Raw genomic sequence first — 17,206 nt, 5'->3', positions numbered from 1 at the left:
ACGGGGATAACTGACAGGAAAGGTGTAGTTTCCCCCTCATCCAATTTTGATGAGGGTATTATAAAAGGGGATTTTTAGGAATTAAGTAGCTTTCTCTTAGCTTTTGCCGAGGCCCGCCGCAAATTTTGACAAGAAATTGCAAAACAAAGAAAGCTATGTGATTTTGCTTATTGTATCCACCTGTTTCCGTATTTGATTTGTTTGTTTTGTCTGTGTAAAATGTCTGACAAGACTTTCTACATCTTATTTTTCTATTCTACCAAGAGTACACTATACTTGTCAACAAATTTATGCAGGCAGGAGGGTTGGCAAGTGGAGTATGGAACCATTCGGATCAAACTAGATGAACTATTAAAGGAATCCGGCCTCAGTAAAAACATGTTGAGCCACCGGGCAGAGATGCAGCGGACGCAGATCAACAACTACTGCAGGAATCAGATTACTCGATTGGATATTGATGTTCTCGCACGACTATGTACGGTATTGAATTGTGAGATTGGTGATCTACTGGAATTTGTGCCACCAGAAGAAAAGGAAGAATGAGACTCGCAGGAAACGGGGTTATCCTGCGAGTCTTTTTATTACTTACTAAATTTCGTATCCTGCCTTAATATAGCATGGGGAAAAAGGATACTCGTGATTTTTATCCCAATATTGGCAAGCTGGTTCTAACTGATAAGTCTCTACAAAATATGCAACAACATATTGTGCCAATTCTTCCGGAGACTCTTTACAGCCATTCAATAACCAACGATTCGCCATTCCCCAAAAACCAGACATACCCAGAAAGAAGTGATAACGTATTTTGGGAGAAAAATCAAAACCACTTTTATCTGCGTTTTCTGGCTTTAAGTCTTTAGCAACATCAAACATCAGTTCATCATAGCTTTGTAACATAAAATAGAGCATTCCACTATCTCGCAATAATTCAAGAAAAGAACGATGTTCTAGCCAATATGAAAAATATCCGATAGCTGTACCATAAAAAGTGTTACAGTCTTCTTTCTCTAGCCGTCTGCTCAATCCACTGAAAACCGTCTTACAACATTGCATTAGAAGCTCCTCTTTAGTTGCATAATATCGGTAAAAGGTACAGCGTGCTAATTGTGCCCTCTCCACAATTTCAGTGATTTTAATTTCACGAAACGGTTTTTCTTTCATCAGCGATAATAAAGAATCCATCATCCATTGTTCAATCTGATTTGGTGTTTTGGCTGCTTTTTCTTTTGACATAAACTTCACCTCTGCGACATTTTTTCGTTTTTGTATCATTTTTCTCAGCATATTGAATTGACAATTCTTTTTGGTATAATGATAACAGATTTCCCGAAAGATACAAGTGTCTCTTTAAAGAAAATGCTTGTCTGCACTTGCCGTAGTCCATCGGGCTGCGGCAATTATTTTGGAGGGAGGTTAGCGTAACCTAACGCAATTAACCAGATAGGAGGATAACATGAGTAAAGAACGAACCCCTGACCAGCCAGAAGCTGTGAAAATATCATATCTTTTTGAACTGGCAGGCAGTAAAAAAACAGGCTTGTATATCGCTGTTATCTTTAGCGTTCTATCAGGCCTATGCACTTTTGTACCATATCTCATGATATTCCGTACAGTGCTATTCCTTTTTGATGGAAATGGCAATAGTACGGAAGCTATGCGTTATGGGCTGATAGCAGCTGCATTTATTCTGCTGCGATTTATATTTCAAGCAATATCTGTGAGTCTTACACACTATGGTGCTTATTCAGCGTTGTATGCTGTTCGCAAAAAAATTTGTGAGCATATTGGGAAAGTTAATCTTGGCTTTTTTACTGATAATAGTACCGGCGAGATAAAAAAAGTGTTAATGGAGGATGTTGAAAGATTAGAACAATTCCTCGCACATCAAGTTCCAGACATTACAGTTGCGATAGTTGTTCCACTGACGGTCTTTGTTTATCTTCTAACCGTTAATATTCCGATGGCGTTGATTTTGGTTGTTCCAATTATCTTAACACTGGTTTTGCAGTCAATCATGATGGTGCTTGTTACACCGAAAATGCAGGATTTTTCAGTGGTGCAAGGACAGCTCAATTCAGCTCTTCTGCAATTCGTCAATGGGATGCCAGTTATGAAAGCATACAACCTTACAGCTAATTCCTACCAGGCATATTCTAAAGCGGGTGAAGATTTTAATATTCTTTGGAAACAAATATCGCGTATGGCGGCTCCAATCAGTGCTGTGTGTAAAGTCCTGATTGAATCAGGAGTTAGCTTTACTCTGCCAATGGGAGGATTCTTGTCTCTGGCCGGATATTTAGATTTAAGTTCCTATGTGTTCTTTGTTATTATGAGTATCGTTTTTTTATCCTCGTACAATAACCTTATGAACTTTGCTCAAATATTTAGTCAAATATCCGCAGGCCTCGGACGTATTAAAGATATTATGGACATCCCAGAAATGCCGACTGGACAAGATCATTTCGTGGTAGAAAAAAATTGTCCTCGTATCGCATTTTCTCATGTAAAGTTTGCTTATCAGAAAAAAGAAGTTCTGCATGATATTAACTTGGAACTTCCTGCAGGAAGTTTAACGGCATTTGTTGGTGTATCTGGAGCTGGAAAAAGTACTGCAGCTCAACTTATTCCGCGTTTTTGGGATGTCACGAGCGGACAGATTCAAATTGGGGAACACAATATAAAAGACTTGTGTATGGATAATTTGATGGACACAGTATCTTTCGTGTTCCAGGACGCATTTATGTTGGATGATACGATTTATAAAAACATTTCAATCGGCAAGGATAATTGCACATGGGAAGAGGTTGAGAATGCTGCAAAAGCAGCACAGATTCATTCTTTTATTCAATCGCTTCCTGATGGGTACGACACTTACCTTGGTTCTGCCGGGATCAAATTGTCTGGAGGAGAAAAGCAACGTATTTGTATTGCCAGAGCAATTTTAAAGGGTGCGCCTATCATTGTTTTTGATGAAGCGACTTCGTTTACCGATATTGAAAATGAACATAAGATCCAAATAGCCTTGGAGAATTTGCTGAAAGGCAAGACAACAATTATGATTGCTCATCGACTCCATACGATTGTCAATGCAGATAATATTTGCGTATTTCAAAATGGTTCAATCGTTGAAATGGGGTGCCATACAGACTTACTCGAAAAAAATGGTGTTTATGCCGAGATGTGGCGTGCATATACCCAGCAGGGAAAGGAGGTGTTACATAAATGATTTCAATTATAAAATCACTGCATCGCTTGATTGGTCAAAACGGTATACGACTGGTGCCATCTATTCTTTTGAGTATGTTAGATTCAGTTCTCAATTCCTGTATGTATGGTGTCATGCTATTCGTATTGATTGACTTATCAAACGGACAATTTTCTGCTGAAGGACTGAAAACGTGCATAATCGCTGTCGTAATTATTTTTGTGCTACGTTGCATTGTTCAGGGGATCAGTTTCACACAAGCGCAATGTGTTGGGCCAGACGTTTCTCATAAACTACGGATTTCAATGGGAAACCATATTAGAAGCCTAAACTTGGGCTTTTTCACTAAAAACAGTATTGGGAAGTTGTCTGGCACACTGCTTACTGACATTAATGATTTTGAAACAATTATCACACATTGCTTATGTGATGTTATCAAAGTTACATCCCTTACAATTTTATCTCTTGTCATAGCGTTCATGTTAGATTGGCATTTTGGTCTTGCAATCACTTTGCTGGTAGGCATAGCTCTGCCGTTGTTAGTGATTTCAGGAAAAGTGTCTGCTCGTAATTCGGATGAACTTAGAGCAGCAAACCGAACTGTAGTCTCACGCATTGTAGAGTACATTAGTGGTATGCGTACTTTTCGACTTTACAATTTGATTGGCAAACGCTTTGATCGCCTCGATAATGCACTGAAGGAATTGCGGAAACAATCCACGAAGGCGGAAATATCTATTTTACCGCTCTCTATGAGTTTTTCAGCAATTGCTGCAATGATTGTCCCTGTTTCACTAATTTTAGGAACATGGCTATTGACTTCTACTGAAATTAACGGAGCTAACTTTTTGCTGGCAATCCTGTTGGCAATCTCTATTTCCAGTACTATGACAGTAGTGAGTTCTCTTTATCCACAGGTACGTTCTATTTCAAAAGCGGCTGATAGTATTATTTCAATTTTGGATGAGTCGCCACTGACCTATCAGGAAAAAGAAGTAAAATTTACAGATTACGCCATTGAATTTAAAAATGTAACTTTTGGATACAATCCAGAAACTACTGTTCTACATGGCGTATCGTTTAGTGCCAAACCAGGAACAACCACCGCCCTTATTGGCCCATCTGGTTCAGGTAAAACAACTATTGTAAGCTTGCTTGCTCGCTTTTGGGATGTGACTGGAGGGCAAATTTTAATTGATGGGATAGATTTACGAAAAATCAATCCAGATATATTGGCAGAACAGATGGCGATTGTCTTTCAAGAGGTTTACCTTTTGAAAGATACAGTTCTAAACAATATTCGCATTGGGAAACCAACCGCAACCAAAGAGGAAGTGATTGAAGCTGCAAAGGCTGCTCACTGTCATGAATTTATTATGGGGATGGAAAATGGATACGAAACGATAATTGGTGAAGGAGGATCAACTCTTTCAGGCGGAGAAAAACAGCGTATTTCAATCGCACGCGCTTTACTGAAGGATGCTCCGATTATTTTGCTTGACGAAACAACATCCAGTTTGGATGCTGATAATGAAAGAGAAATCCAACATGCTTTTGATCGGTTAATGAAAAATAAAACAGTGCTGGTTATAGCTCACCGCCTTAATACGATTGTCAATGCCAACAATATTTTGGTATTGGATAAAGGCCGTATTCGAGAATCCGGAACGCATGCTGAACTCATGAAGCATGGAGGTTGGTACGCTCAAATGATTAAAGAACAGAAGCAGGCTGAACAGTGGGCTGTTAAAGCAGAATAAAAAATAGGAAGGTGAATGTAAAATGAACTCTAAAAATTCTAACAAATTACAGATTAAAGACTATATCAACATCGGTATATTCAGCGCAATTCTCATGGTTTTGTATCTGGTGGCGGCAATGACAAATGTCACACCGATTACTTATTTGATTTACTCGCCGGCCACGGCTTTTGTCGGCGCCATTCCGTATCTTTTTATCACTACGAAAATTCCTAAAAAGGGTACTGTTTTGCTTTTTGCAGTTGTTCCATTCCTTTATTTTCTGCTGCTTGCAGGAACGGAAGGCATGATTGTAGCGGTTTTCTTTGCGGTTTTCGCCATTCTTGCAGAACTCATTTTAGGAAATGATAGAAAGAATTTCAAGAGGATTACCATTTCCTATATTGTGTTTGCTATGTGGAATGCCATTGGTGGGCAATTTAGACTGTTTGCAACAACTGAATCTTACCTTGAATATGCAAAGAATCTTGGTTTGAGCGAAGTATATATTGATTTCTTGCGTTCACAGGCGAATTACTTTACTTGGGCTATTGTTATTGTTGGCAGTGTAGTGGCAGCCGTTGTAGGAATTTATTTGAGCCGACTGATTTTCAAAAAACACCTTATCAAAGCAGGTATTCTGTAAATGTTAAGATTAGATATCCGCACCAAAATTATTATATTACTGACGATAAGTACATCTACGTTTATTGTAAATACACTTTGGATTGAAGTTCTATGTGTAATTATACTAAGCGGAACGCAACTTGCTTTTGGTAAAAAAGTGTTTAGCAAATGGCTTGTTTTTGCTTATGTCATTCTTTTTTTCGCTCAGTGTACCATTCTTCCTTTAATGCCAACAGTGGTGGAAGCTGCACTTTCTGTTATTGTCGTACAGTTTAGATCCATGATCCCTCTTTTAATGGGGATTTTAATGATTGTGAGAACAACAAAAGTGAACGAGCTCATAGCGACCATGACCAAAATGAAGATTCCAAAACCAGCAACAATTACTTTGGCAGTAACCCTGCGATACTTTCCAGCTATTGTGGAAGAATGGTCACATATTCGGGAGGCTATGAGATTAAGACCTATTGCATCCACACAAAAAAGTATTCCTAAAAAAATCGCAGTAAACGTGGAGTGTTATCTTGTTCCGTTATTTATTGCTGCCTCTAAAACAGCTGATGAATTAACCGCAGCTGCACTTACTAGAGGAATAGAAAATCCAACCCAAAGAACATGCAGAGGTTACCATCAGATTAGTCGGATAGATATTTTTCTTATTATCTTATGCGTAATAATTATCTTTACGGCTGCTATAGCAAAGGTGGTGAGTTTATGTTAGAGCAAATGGCTGATGCTCATATTAAATTGGAAAATATTAGCTATTTGTATGATAACGAAATTTCTGGTGGAGTCCAGAAAATTAATTTCGAGATACGACCAGGCGAGTGCGTTTTGTTATGTGGAAAAAGTGGATGTGGAAAAACAACGGTTACCAAACTGATAAATGGTTTGATTCCTAATTTTGTGGAAGGAAAAAAGCAAGGGATTGTTTTTCTTGGTGGAAAGAACATTGAAGAACTAGCTATGTATCAAATTTCTGATATTGTGGCTAGTGTTTTTCAGAATCCTAAAAGTCAATTCTTTAATATTGATCCAGAAAGCGAGATTGTCTTTACACTGGAAAATCAAGGAACAGCTCTTGAAGAAGTCGAAGCGAGACTTAAAAAGACAATCGTAGAATTGGAACTCGAACCATTGCTCGGGAAAAGTATGTTTGCAATGTCTGGAGGTGAAAAACAACGTATTGCTTTTGCCTGTGCCTATGCTACAAATCCAGAAATCATAGTCTTGGATGAACCGACAGCCAACTTAGACATGGACGCTACTGCACAAATTGCTAAAATCATTGGTAAATTAAAGGCCTGCGGCAAAACTATATTAATAGCGGAACATCGATTAAATTGGCTAAAGTCACTTGTTGATCGAATTTTCCTTTTTGAAAACGGCAAACTGATCGAAGAATATGAAGCAACGTCATTCTACCAAAAAAGTGATGAATGGAGACGTTATCGAGGACTTAGACAATTAGAAAATCAATCAGCCTTTTCAGCCAAAAACAAACATGATGGAGCTTCGCACAAACTTGAATTCAAAAATTTGTGTTTGGCTTACGAGAGAAAGTGTGTCGCCAGCGATTTGAATTTTACATTGTATTCAGGCGAAGTTACTGCATTGACAGGACGTAATGGTGCTGGCAAAACCACGCTTGCAAGATGTTTATGCGGATTACATAAAGAGGCAACAGGTGATATTTTTTTAGATGAAGGAAAACTATTAGCCAAGCAGCGTCGAAAGATAAGCTATTTGGTTATGCAGGATGTAAATCATCAACTGTTTGCTGAAAGTGTTGAAGCGGAATGTTTTTTAGGTAGTATGGCTTCACAAGCAGATGTTAATGGGTTGCTGAAAGAATTTGGTCTTTATCAATTCAGGGGAAAACATCCGCAGACTTTATCAGGTGGACAAAAGCAAAGACTGGCAGTTGTTACCGCCCTTTTATCTAATAAGAGGGTTCTGATTTTTGATGAACCTACAAGTGGATTAGATTATGACAATATGCTTCGAGTCAGTAAAACGCTTAAAGCGCTGGCGGAAAAGGACTATTTTGTTTTAGTTATTACCCATGATTTTGAATTGATTGAATCAGCTTGCGACCGTTGTCTTAGACTGGAAAATAACCAAATTTATGATTTATAACTGCACTATTTATAGCAGATAGGAGGTGTATCATGTGACTTTAACATCATCTATGGAGGATTATCTGGAAGCTGTTCTTGTACTTCAGAAAAAATATGGGGCTGTCCGTTGTGTAGATGTGTCTATGCAATTAGGGGTTACGAAGCCCTCTGTGAGTCGAGCAGTTAAAGAATTAACCAAGATGGGATACTTAGTAAAACAAGCAGATGGTACACTCTCCTTAACGGAAACGGGGTATCGAATTGCCAACCTGGTTTATGAAAAACATCAATTCTTTACCCATCAACTCATAAAAGCCGGCGTTCCAGAAGATGTTGCAACGCAGGATGCCTGCCGCCTTGAGCATGTGATCAGCGAAACAAGTTACAGAAAACTCAAAGAGGCTGCCTTGGGAAAGGATCAGGGGGTGATATTATCGGACGAGTAATCATCTTAGATCTACAGGAACAAGACTCTGATGCATTCGATGAGATTCTTTCCATTCTGAAATGCCATCCAGAGATAGAAACATATGAATTAGCCGGGGAATCGCTGCTATCCCTCCCTGGTCTGGAGATCTATCCAAGCAAGCGGAAAGTTTTTCGTGATCGCCAGGAGATCCAGCTCACCGCAAAGGAATACGAAATTCTTCTATTGCTTGCGGCCAACAAGGGGCATGTGCTTACATACAGCCAAATCTACGAGAAGGTATGGGGAGATATTCCCTCCGGTTGCGAGAGCAACACTATCGGCTTTCACATCTGCAACCTGCGGGAAAAGCTGTACCAGGCAGCTCCCAATGCTCCCTTTACCATCCGATCCGTCCGGGAAGTCGGATACTGTTTTGAAGTACAAGCAGAAAAATAAGAGTCAGCAGTCTGATCCTCTCAGGCTGCTGTTCTTTCTCTAATTTTTCAGATTGAAAAATTCTAAGATATCCAAATAATGAGAGAATAATCAACATTCAATATAAATAATATATAGATAAACTATAGACACGTCTTAAAGCCATTATGTATGGCAAAAGAAATGGCAGAAAATCTCTACTTTTCTTTTGCCTTTCAATCAATATATCGGAACTCCGTATCCCACAATCTGACCATATCCAATCGGGTAGCTCCGTCTAGCCACTTTATCCCCACTATTTCCTTCCACTGTATAAACAGTTCCGTCTACCACACGCTCCACAATCCCTACGTGATCAACACTCCCGTCATTTCCCCAGTCAAAGAAAACCAAATCTCCAGAGGTGGGAACATAGCTACCGTCCATGAACTGGCCCCGGCTCTCAAACCATTCCATACCTGCAGAACAAAGAGAAAACCTTGGTATTACACCATTTTCAATATAACCGCACTGGTCAGCGCACCAACTTACAAAGCAGGCACACCATTCCTTCCGTTCTGTAAAACCGTACCAGCTCCAGTAGGTGTCTCCTCCGTTGCCTTCCTGCGTCAACGCCACCTGCACAATCGCCTGATTTCCGGTTCCCGTAGGGATACGCCCAAACACATAGTATCGCAGTACATGGGATACATACTCCGTATCCCCGTAACCGCTCCACCCGTTCCGTTCTGCCATCATTGTAGAAAACTCCACCGCATTGGCATAGGTGTATCCTCCATAATTCTCTTTCGCCCATGAGATATACCCGTTTCCATAATTATATCCCTGCAGTGCCAGTTTAATATTGTTCATATCCACCGGACTTTCCACGCCTGCCTCCCGCAGACAGGCCGCAAGGTTCTGGATACCAACATCAATAGAATACTCCGGATCTGTGATCCCGTTTGGCGTATTTGGATAACGGGTATTATACCCGCACTCGGACGCCTGCATGGGATCGGTTCCCTGTCCGCCACTCTCCTGCATCATAACCGCTTTGATCAGTTCTACATATTCCTCAATTCCATACTGTCTGGCATACTGCCGGATCAGTGGCTCATATGCCTCCACCTCTGCACTGACAGGTGTAACAGTACTAGAATTACTTCCTCCCACCATGCTGAATAATGCTCCAAACAGGATGACGATCAGCAGGATCAACACCACGATCCAGCCCCCTGCAAGGATAGCTGAGACAAGCGCCTTCGTTGACGCAATGACAGCTTTCACTGCGGCTGATATAGCTTTCGCCGCCGCTTTTGCAGTTTGCGCTGCGGCAATCGCCGCCTGTCTTGCTACAACCGCTGTCCTCTGAGTAGTCAGAACCGCTGCTCTCGCTCCCTGGCCTGCAGCTCTGGCAGTAACCTCCGTAGTCCGGACTGCTGTGTATCCCGTTCTCTGCGCTGTTTTGATTGTCCTGCCCGTGCCTTTCACTGCGGCTTTCCCGGAAGTTTTTATAGAAGCATGAGCTGTTTTGATTGTTTTCTCTCCCCGGTCAATCGTCTTGACCGTCTGCTTTGGAAGTTCCCGGATCTGCGCTCCTTTCTTTCCAGTCTCCCTTTCTCCGGCGGCCTGCCCTCCGGCTGTCCGCCCGGTCTGCGCTCCTGTCCGGTTTTTCCTCTGTCCTTTCGACTGGTAAGTCTTTTCTGTACCAGACGAAAAAGAAGAGGCGGAAGGATCTCCGTTTTTCTCCCGGAAAGCCTCTGCCTCTTTTTCTGCCCTGCCCCGCTCCCGGACAGCATGGATTACTTTCTTCCCCTGTTTTTCCGCCTGTTGAACCGTTCCACGGGCGGCTCTCTCCCCTTTTTCCATGACCTGATCTTCGGCATAGCCTACGGGATTTCCCTGTTCCTTGACCTGTGTCTGTTCTGCGCTGTCTCTTGTCCGGATATAGGCCCCTTTCATATGCTCCGCCGCTGTCACTGTTTTATCCAATACCTTGATATCCTTCTGGACGTGGCGGGTTTTGATCGTTCTTCCCATCGCCTGCCCTCCTTTCGGATATGGGATTTTCAGATCTTCTTAGCCACAACCACAAGCCTTCCATTGGTATTGGAATATTCGCAGGTGGACAGAGTAAGCAGCTTGTCTCCATATGTGGCGGTCGCTCCCGTATCATAAAGGGCAAGTTCCCTGCACTGCTCCATATAGTCCGTGAACTCTTTTTCTGTCTCTGCATGAGAAAAAAGATAGAACTTGAATCCGGTATCGTCATATACCGTGGTCTTGAATACTGCGATCACTTCGTATTCGGCGGTTTCCGTCAGCGTATCAAAACGGACCGTTTTATGCTGTTCATAGAAATCCCGATCCTCATAATTCATCAATCCGGCGAACATGGAACCGTTATTCATATGGTGTCCGTAGATGATCACATTGTCACTGGGTTCCATCGGATCGCAATGCTCTGCGATATAGGGAACACCATAGGCGCTGGACTCCTTGTAAAAATTGTGTTTCAGATAATAGTCCGGGTTGTCCGGCGTATACATGACCGGATAGTTAATCTGCGTATCCTCAATCCTGATCCATCCGGCCATATCATTATTCATGGCAAACAGCTCGGCATACCGCTCTAAAGGAGAGACGACTTCCTGCTCCTCTCCTGCCGGTTCTTCCTCCGGCGTATCCTCTGTCTGCTCCACGATCTGTGCCAGTTCGGTAAATTCTTTCTCCGCTTTCTGTGCGCCCGCATAATGGCTGATCACTTGAAACAGCGACACGCCAAAAAGCAGGACGCATACCGCCAGTCCTGCCAGATACCATTTCCCTTTGATCTTCTGATGTTTCATTCTGCAATTCTCCTCCTTATTCTCTTGCCTGCTGTTTGACCGGAACCGGCAACTGTGGAACCATTTTCTTCTCCTCTTTCAATTTTTTCAGTTCCCCTTTCACGGATGGTTTCTTTTCCTCCTTCTGCACGAACTGTTCCAGACGTTTCCTCACATTGCCCGTGGTCTGCTCCATGCTGGAGAGCCTGCCGCTGATCGTCAAAAATGACTTGCGGATCTTTGCTGTAATCCCCCTGTCTGTGGCCTGTGGTTCTACTTTCTCCCGTTCTTTCCCTCGGAAAATCCTACCCACGTTTTTGATATGACCGCCTGCAGCGTGGAGTTCCCCGCTTAAGGCTTCCATTTTATCCGCCTGCCGGTTCATACTCTCCATCGCTCCGTGAAGTCTTTCCTGTATCCGGGCAAGAACGGACGGGATCTTCATAGCTGATACTGCTTTTTGCAGAGCGTCCTTTCCTTTCTCTTTAAACGTCTGCAAAGCACTTTTTGCGGACTGGATTAGTTTTTTCCGCACCGTATGGAACTGTCCTCCAACTTCCTGCACTTTACCCTGTGCCTGTTCAGCGATCCGCAGGACGGACGCTTTCACGCCTCCGTCCTGGATCTGGGATAACTGTTCCTTCACATCCCGCAATTCCTCAAGCACCTGTCCAAACTGGGATTCCATTCCATCCAGATACTTTACAAGGGATTCCACTTCTTTCTGCTCTTTTTTAAGCCCATTTCCTTCCAATACCCGGAACAGTTCCACGATCTCCGGCTGTTCCATCAAAGCCGTCTGTCTTGCTGTCTCCATCTGCGCTCCCTCCTATCGTTCTCTCTGTGCGTTCTGCGGTTTCATGGCAGGCAGTTCCCGGCAGTAATCCGGATATTTCAACCGGATCGCCTCAAAAAAGTAAGGTGCATACCCGCAGTCAAAAATCTCATACGGAGTGGACATCTGCTCGTCTCCCTTCTCTGTGTAGCCGTTCCAGAGATTGAAGGCAAGCCTTGTCAGACGGATGGAACCGCCTGTCTGCCATCCTTCATGCAAGCCCGCTGGTTTGATATGCCCCTGTTTAAAGTCAAAAATCCGCTCCACGTTTCTTCTGGTGGTATCGGAAATCCCCACGCAATAGAAAAACGCCTGATGATAACTGTCTGTGTTCCCGGTTCTCTTGATCATGGAATAAAAGAAATTTTCGTGTTCCTTTGATTCAAATCGAATTGTTTTCATATGATCCCTCCATATACAAACAGCCTGCGGGAAATTTCTTTCCTCACAGACTGCTAAAAATGATTGTATTATGACTCTGGAATACCGTCTACCGGACTGCCCCACGTTTTCTCAAAATCCTCTGGTTTTGTGGACATCAGCTTGTAGATCTCAGAATTTTTACTCATCTGATTATAGAACGGAACCAGGGCGCTGCCGATCCTCGCAAGGCCATTTCCGGCTCTGGCATTTGTAATATACTTCATCTGTTCCCCGGAAATATGGAGAAGTTCTGCCAACTGCTCCCGGTCAGAAGCAGACTGATTCAGCATGACAATAAATTCCGAGTTGGAGAGCATTGTCCTTGCGGTCAGTGAATCCAGCACATACTCCACGTTCTGCGTCAGACTGGTCGTCCATGCGTTTCTCTTACGGAACCGCCGGTAAGCACTGTCGAAAAAATTCGCGCTGTACTTATGCTGCAACAGCGTGTGGAACTCATCCAGAAAGATATGGGTTCTCACACCGTTCTCCCAGTTCTGGGATACCCGGTTGATCATGTGGTCAGTGATCACAAGCTGCCCCAGATCTTTCATATCTTCCACCATGCCCCGTGTATTAAAGCTGATCAGACGGTTTTCCGTCTCAATGTTGGTGGGATGGGAAAAGTTGTTCAGCGTACCGTCCGTGAACAGTTCCAACATCAGAGCCAGATCTTTTGCCTCCGGCTCATCCTGCTCCTGCAGTACCCGGCGTAACGTAAAAAAGGTCGGGATTTCGTACTGGCGTTTTTTGGAATACACACGCTCCACGCAGCGGTCAAGGATACTCTTTTCCTTCGGTCCGATAATATAGCGGTCATCCGTGATCCGCTCATACAGGGAGAGGACGAACTGGGATTTGTCCACAATCGGGTTTTTATCGCCATAGCCTTTTACCATATCCATAGCATTTAAGTGAATATCACTTCCGGCACAGATTGGCAGGCTCACGCCGCCCAGCGCCTGCACCAGAGGTTCATATTCCCCTTCCGGATCGTAGATCAGCACCTGATCTTTTGACGTTGTGAGAATAATTAACAACACAAATAATTTTGTCAACATGGATTTGCCGCTTCCGGGTACGCCTAAGATAAAAGCGGACGGATTGAGCAAAAGTCCACGGTTTACCAAGATCAGATTGTGGGAGATCGCATTGATTCCGCAGTAGATCCCGCCTTTGTCCATGACTTCCTGTGTCCGGAAGGGAATCAGACTGCCAAGACTTTCTGTGGTCAGCGTCCTCATGCTGTCAATCTTTCTCACTCCAATCGGGAGTGCAGTATTCATTCCGTCCATCTGCTGAAATTTCAGCACTGCCATCTGACACATCTTATTTCTGGCCACGGACAGGATCGTGCTGGTATCTGCGTCCAACTGTTTCTTATCTCCGGCCATGTGCATTAAAGTCACGACAGCTACCATCATCCGCTGATCCCTTGTAGTCAGATCCCGCAGAAATTCCCTGCTTTCCTCCTTCTGCAATTCCATATCATAGGGAACTGTAGCGGAAAAGTTCTGGTTGGCGTTCTGCCGCCTCTGCCAGTTCGTGATATTCGTCTCTACACCCAGCAGACGGTTCTGTGCCTCATTGACCGCCTCGTCTGTAGGGATCGGGATAATATCAATGCTGATCATCATGTTCTGGTTGATGTCGGCAAACTCCGATACCATAGTGTCTGAGATATAAGAAGCATAGTCTTTCAGATACAGCACCCTTCCATACCGTTCCCCTACTTTGAAGTAGTCCTTTTCAAACTCCATCGTGTCCGGACAGATATAATCTTTAAAGCTGTGGCCCAGTTTTGCGGACGTTTTCATATCAAAAGAGAAATGACTTTCTTCTCCGGCCCGGTAAAAACTGTGCAGCACATGAAGTTTTTCCTGTGCGTCCAGTTCCTCGCACTTAGAACCCAGGTTGCTGAAATGAGAGATCAGCCCGTTTCCGGTACGCAGAAAATAGTTCCTTGCGTCCTCCACGTTCTTCCGGTACACGGAAATCGTCACATACAATTCCCGGATCATGCCATTGGCTCCCACGGTCTTTTCCATGAGCATGTCGTTGACTTCCTTCCGGTACTTGTCCAGTCCGTCCTCCTGCATGGGGATAAAGACAGCCTCTTTCAGCTCCTCCTTGTTCAGTCTGCGGATAATGATCGTCAGCTTGGTCGTGGCTCCGCAGTCAAAAAAGTTCAGAATACTTGTGTAATCCAGAAACATGGATTTCTTATCTTCCTCGGACGCCACCTCAAAGTTGATGTCCGTAAACCGATACGTCTTCGCATACTTGTTTTTCCCTACCAGAAAGATCCCGTCTTTCCAGATGGTCTGGATCGGGATTGCCTGCTGTACGCTCTTCGGGATTTTAAACTTCTCCTTGTCCTGCCGCATGACGGTTTTTAGTGTTCTTAACATGCTTTCCCATCGCCTCCTTTTCCTGCTTTCTGATCTCGTCCTTTGCCAGTTCGTAATACAAATTTTCCGGATGGAATACCAGATATTTCGGCATGAGGATCTCGCTCTTGATCCACACCCACAAAAATATCTCTGCGGTCATTCCGTGGTATTTGATAAAGCCAATGGCCGCAAAGGGCGCTGCTCCCAACATGCACACCCAACTGACTGTTTCCATTCCCATATGCGGGCGGAGCAAAAAATAAAGGCCCACAGCAACGCCGCAGGCCAGAACCGCACAGATAAACTGGCGGAGTGACAGGCCAAAATACATGGCCTCCGTATATTCCCGGATTTCCCGGTTGATCTTAATCTCCAAATGATGACCTCCTTCAAAAAAGCATAAAAAAGAGCAACCGTCTCCGATTGCCCATTTTCTTCCCGGATCAATATTTTTCAATGAACTCGCTCATTGTCATGATTTCCGGATATTCAATTTCTACAACCCTTAAATCTTTATCCCCAGTTACCAATACATCTACATTCTCCATGATCGCTGTGGCAAGGATGGGGAAATCCTTGGTATCCCTCACAGAAGGAAATTCTTCCGCATTTAACTCTTTTGGCGTATAGACCAGCTCAAAGGGTAATTCATAGAAGAACTGTTCCAAAATCTTCTTTCGGTTCGGAAATTTTCTTTCCACTACCAATCGAAGTTCTTCCACCACATAATCACAGAGTACGATCCGGTTTCCAAATCCTACTCTCCGTGCAAAATCACGGGTAACCGCAGACGGGAAAAAGATAAGGGAAACCAGAATATTTGTATCCAGCATAACTCTCATTGGTTATTTCCTCCTGAGTTCTTCCCGGATTTCTTTCATATAATCCTGCATTTCATCCTCACTGTTAAAGCCCGCCTCTGCAGCAGCGCCACGAAAACCTTCCTCAACGTGCTGAAAAGCTACATTCGCCGCATTTTCAATATAAAATCTTCCGTTTTCTTCTAAAATCAACACCTTGTCTCCTGTATTTAAGTGCAGACGATTCCTAACAGATACGGGGATCGTGATCTGGCCTTTGCTTGAAATTTTAGCAATCTCCATAGCGCACACTCCTTTCTTGGTTTTCTTTACTTTCTTTACCTTTGCTTATAGTATATGCTCTTTCTGCCATTTTTACAAGAGCATTTCAAGAAAAATATAGGCCATTCGCACATTTGTCTCCCTCTGCTCTTCCTGCTATACTCAAAGAAAAAACTGCAAAGGGGGCTTCGATATGCCATACACTGTTTTTATCTCTCTCGGTATCTCTGCTGTCCTGCTCTTTTTATCTCTGGTCTTCCGTCTGGCGGGAAAATTAAGGCTGACTCTGCCACTGCTTTATTTCCTTCTGACCGCTACGGTTCTGAACCCGTGGGCCGCAGCCCATGAGACGCTTGCTTTTGCAATCCTTTATGGACTGCTCGCCCTCTCCGTCATAAGCTGGCTGTTTTCCTTAAGAAATGCTATCCGTGACCGGAGATATTATAAGGCGCTGGAAGAAGATATGAGCTGGCAGATCAAGCGGGCCAGAAACAACGGAATCGCTATGGACACCGTGTACTTTGATAGTACCGGGAACATGCGGTACAAAGATACCAATGAGGTGGTAGACTAAAGGCACGGGGCTCCGTGTCTTTTTCTTATCCTCCAGCCACAGCCGGATTTCATCTCTCCGGTTCTTTCGGCACCCGTTCCGGATGATGGAGAGTCATTACATCCATCATACCAGAAAGCCCTGTCTCTGTTTCGATCTTTTCTTTCGTTATACGGTTCTGCCTGCAATATTTCAGATATTTCTGCATACCTTTCTCCGTCTCGATTTCATCCTGCCATGCTTCAATGGTACTCCACACATCAAGATGACAATCCATACTCATGCCAACGATTTCATAGCCGGATTCCAACAGTTTAAACAGATCCCGTTCGTAATTAAAGCCCCAAAGCTCACAGGGCTCATCTCGTGTATAGGGATAAAACTGATAACAAATACATTGCATACCCGCAACTGCAATGATCTGATCCGGATTCGGGTGCTTTCCTTTTGCAAGTACATACATCAGTTCATAGTTATCTTTCTCTCCCCATTCCCTGTTTTCCTGATAGAACTCTTCCCGTTTCAAGGCACGGTTAGCTGCCCGCCATATTTTTTCTCTGTTGACTGTCATCGGC

The 17,206-nt window shown here is 43.5% G+C and carries 19 protein-coding genes; 9 read left to right on the top strand and 10 right to left on the bottom strand.

Annotation, left to right across the window (positions count from 1 at the left end; all coding sequences use genetic code 11):
* Window positions 1-312 precede the first annotated feature (312 nt).
* Window positions 313-543, top strand: coding sequence for a helix-turn-helix transcriptional regulator (locus FND36_06025; protein ID QDW73631.1), 231 nt, complete (start codon window positions 313-315; stop codon window positions 541-543).
* 45 nt (window positions 544-588) lie between these two features.
* On the opposite strand, the gene FND36_06020 is transcribed toward FND36_06025, so the two are convergent.
* Window positions 589-1,284: a TetR/AcrR family transcriptional regulator gene (locus tag FND36_06020; protein QDW73630.1), complete on the bottom strand. Its 696-nt coding sequence runs from the start codon at window positions 1,282-1,284 to the stop codon at window positions 589-591.
* 169 nt (window positions 1,285-1,453) lie between these two features.
* Here FND36_06020 and FND36_06015 point away from each other — a divergent pair, with 169 nt between their 5' ends.
* The 7 genes from FND36_06015 to FND36_05985 are packed head-to-tail and all read left to right on the top strand — an operon-like array spanning window position 1,454 to window position 8,556.
* A complete protein-coding gene (locus FND36_06015; protein QDW73629.1) occupies window positions 1,454-3,226 on the top strand; it encodes an ABC transporter ATP-binding protein in 1,773 nt (590 codons plus the stop codon).
* The gene (locus tag FND36_06010; GenBank protein QDW73628.1) at window positions 3,223-4,965 is read left to right on the top strand and encodes an ABC transporter ATP-binding protein; all 1,743 of its coding nucleotides are present in this window, start codon (window positions 3,223-3,225) and stop codon (window positions 4,963-4,965) included. The genes FND36_06015 and FND36_06010 overlap by 4 nt, the downstream gene beginning before the upstream one ends.
* A 22-nt stretch (window positions 4,966-4,987) precedes the next feature.
* The gene (locus FND36_06005; GenBank protein ID QDW73627.1) at window positions 4,988-5,590 is read left to right on the top strand and encodes an MptD family putative ECF transporter S component; all 603 of its coding nucleotides are present in this window, start codon (window positions 4,988-4,990) and stop codon (window positions 5,588-5,590) included.
* The gene (locus FND36_06000; GenBank protein QDW73626.1) at window positions 5,591-6,292 is read left to right on the top strand and encodes an energy-coupling factor transporter transmembrane protein EcfT; all 702 of its coding nucleotides are present in this window, start codon (window positions 5,591-5,593) and stop codon (window positions 6,290-6,292) included. It begins immediately after the preceding gene.
* Window positions 6,293-6,297: 5 nt separating this feature from the next.
* Window positions 6,298-7,710, top strand: a complete 1,413-nt coding sequence (locus tag FND36_05995) for an energy-coupling factor ABC transporter ATP-binding protein (GenBank protein QDW75550.1) — start codon at window positions 6,298-6,300, stop codon at window positions 7,708-7,710.
* A gap of 34 nt (window positions 7,711-7,744) precedes the next feature.
* A complete protein-coding gene (locus tag FND36_05990) occupies window positions 7,745-8,137 on the top strand; it encodes a metal-dependent transcriptional regulator (GenBank protein QDW73625.1) in 393 nt (130 codons plus the stop codon).
* A complete protein-coding gene (locus tag FND36_05985; protein QDW75549.1) occupies window positions 8,137-8,556 on the top strand; it encodes a winged helix-turn-helix transcriptional regulator in 420 nt (139 codons plus the stop codon). Before FND36_05990 ends, FND36_05985 begins: the two co-directional genes overlap by 1 nt.
* Window positions 8,557-8,754: 198 nt before the next feature.
* Here the strand turns inward: FND36_05985 and FND36_05980 are convergent, their stop codons facing one another.
* The 8 genes from FND36_05980 to FND36_05945 all read right to left on the bottom strand — a co-directional run bounded on the left by FND36_05980 (window position 8,755) and on the right by FND36_05945 (window position 16,099).
* Window positions 8,755-10,557 (bottom strand): CHAP domain-containing protein, encoded by a 1,803-nt coding sequence (locus FND36_05980; protein QDW73624.1) that lies wholly within the window; start codon window positions 10,555-10,557, stop codon window positions 8,755-8,757.
* A 29-nt stretch (window positions 10,558-10,586) separates the two neighbouring features.
* Window positions 10,587-11,366 carry a class B sortase gene (srtB, locus tag FND36_05975; GenBank protein QDW73623.1) on the bottom strand — a complete coding sequence of 260 codons (780 nt, stop codon included), beginning with the start codon at window positions 11,364-11,366 and terminating at the stop codon, window positions 10,587-10,589.
* A gap of 16 nt (window positions 11,367-11,382) precedes the next feature.
* Window positions 11,383-12,162: a hypothetical protein gene (locus FND36_05970; protein QDW73622.1), complete on the bottom strand. Its 780-nt coding sequence runs from the start codon at window positions 12,160-12,162 to the stop codon at window positions 11,383-11,385.
* A 12-nt stretch (window positions 12,163-12,174) separates the two neighbouring features.
* Complete coding sequence (locus FND36_05965) at window positions 12,175-12,582, bottom strand: hypothetical protein (protein QDW73621.1); 408 nt, start codon at window positions 12,580-12,582, stop codon at window positions 12,175-12,177.
* A 68-nt stretch (window positions 12,583-12,650) separates the two neighbouring features.
* Window positions 12,651-15,014 (bottom strand): TraE family protein, encoded by a 2,364-nt coding sequence (locus tag FND36_05960; GenBank protein ID QDW73620.1) that lies wholly within the window; start codon window positions 15,012-15,014, stop codon window positions 12,651-12,653.
* Entirely contained in the window at window positions 14,965-15,372 is a 408-nt protein-coding gene (locus tag FND36_05955) for a PrgI family protein (GenBank protein QDW73619.1), read from the bottom strand. Before FND36_05955 ends, FND36_05960 begins: the two co-directional genes overlap by 50 nt.
* A 67-nt stretch (window positions 15,373-15,439) precedes the next feature.
* Entirely contained in the window at window positions 15,440-15,838 is a 399-nt protein-coding gene (locus FND36_05950; GenBank protein ID QDW73618.1) for a putative toxin-antitoxin system toxin component, PIN family, read from the bottom strand.
* Window positions 15,839-15,841: 3 nt separating this feature from the next.
* Window positions 15,842-16,099 carry an AbrB/MazE/SpoVT family DNA-binding domain-containing protein gene (locus FND36_05945; GenBank protein ID QDW73617.1) on the bottom strand — a complete coding sequence of 86 codons (258 nt, stop codon included), beginning with the start codon at window positions 16,097-16,099 and terminating at the stop codon, window positions 15,842-15,844.
* Window positions 16,100-16,271: 172 nt separating this feature from the next.
* Here FND36_05945 and FND36_05940 point away from each other — a divergent pair, with 172 nt between their 5' ends.
* Window positions 16,272-16,652, top strand: a complete 381-nt coding sequence (locus tag FND36_05940) for a hypothetical protein (protein QDW73616.1) — start codon at window positions 16,272-16,274, stop codon at window positions 16,650-16,652.
* A 49-nt stretch (window positions 16,653-16,701) separates the two neighbouring features.
* Here the strand turns inward: FND36_05940 and FND36_05935 are convergent, their stop codons facing one another.
* Complete coding sequence (locus FND36_05935) at window positions 16,702-17,202, bottom strand: hypothetical protein (protein ID QDW73615.1); 501 nt, start codon at window positions 17,200-17,202, stop codon at window positions 16,702-16,704.
* Between the last annotated feature and the right edge of the window lie 4 nt (window positions 17,203-17,206).

The organism is Lachnospiraceae bacterium KGMB03038 (assembly GCA_007361935.1).
Lineage (GTDB): Bacteria > Bacillota > Clostridia > Lachnospirales > Lachnospiraceae > Massilistercora.
This window is presented reverse-complemented; position numbering and strand designations above follow the sequence as displayed.

What these genes read in the sequence shown, in the direction of transcription:
- FND36_05960 (QDW73620.1), bottom strand. Translation starts at nt 15,014, where the DNA reads ATGTTAAGAACACTAAAAACCGTCATGCGGCAGGACAAGGAGAAGTTT.
- FND36_06005 (QDW73627.1), top strand. Translation starts at nt 4,988, where the DNA reads ATGAACTCTAAAAATTCTAACAAATTACAGATTAAAGACTATATCAAC.
- FND36_05995 (QDW75550.1), top strand. Translation starts at nt 6,298, where the DNA reads ATGGCTGATGCTCATATTAAATTGGAAAATATTAGCTATTTGTATGAT.
- FND36_05935 (QDW73615.1), bottom strand. Translation starts at nt 17,202, where the DNA reads ATGACAGTCAACAGAGAAAAAATATGGCGGGCAGCTAACCGTGCCTTG.
- FND36_06015 (QDW73629.1), top strand. Translation starts at nt 1,454, where the DNA reads ATGAGTAAAGAACGAACCCCTGACCAGCCAGAAGCTGTGAAAATATCA.
- FND36_05940 (QDW73616.1), top strand. Translation starts at nt 16,272, where the DNA reads ATGCCATACACTGTTTTTATCTCTCTCGGTATCTCTGCTGTCCTGCTC.
- FND36_06000 (QDW73626.1), top strand. Translation starts at nt 5,591, where the DNA reads ATGTTAAGATTAGATATCCGCACCAAAATTATTATATTACTGACGATA.
- FND36_05945 (QDW73617.1), bottom strand. Translation starts at nt 16,099, where the DNA reads ATGGAGATTGCTAAAATTTCAAGCAAAGGCCAGATCACGATCCCCGTA.
- FND36_05970 (QDW73622.1), bottom strand. Translation starts at nt 12,162, where the DNA reads ATGGAGACAGCAAGACAGACGGCTTTGATGGAACAGCCGGAGATCGTG.
- FND36_06020 (QDW73630.1), bottom strand. Translation starts at nt 1,284, where the DNA reads ATGCTGAGAAAAATGATACAAAAACGAAAAAATGTCGCAGAGGTGAAG.
- FND36_05950 (QDW73618.1), bottom strand. Translation starts at nt 15,838, where the DNA reads ATGAGAGTTATGCTGGATACAAATATTCTGGTTTCCCTTATCTTTTTC.
- FND36_05965 (QDW73621.1), bottom strand. Translation starts at nt 12,582, where the DNA reads ATGAAAACAATTCGATTTGAATCAAAGGAACACGAAAATTTCTTTTAT.
- FND36_06010 (QDW73628.1), top strand. Translation starts at nt 3,223, where the DNA reads ATGATTTCAATTATAAAATCACTGCATCGCTTGATTGGTCAAAACGGT.
- srtB (QDW73623.1), bottom strand. Translation starts at nt 11,366, where the DNA reads ATGAAACATCAGAAGATCAAAGGGAAATGGTATCTGGCAGGACTGGCG.
- FND36_05980 (QDW73624.1), bottom strand. Translation starts at nt 10,557, where the DNA reads ATGGGAAGAACGATCAAAACCCGCCACGTCCAGAAGGATATCAAGGTA.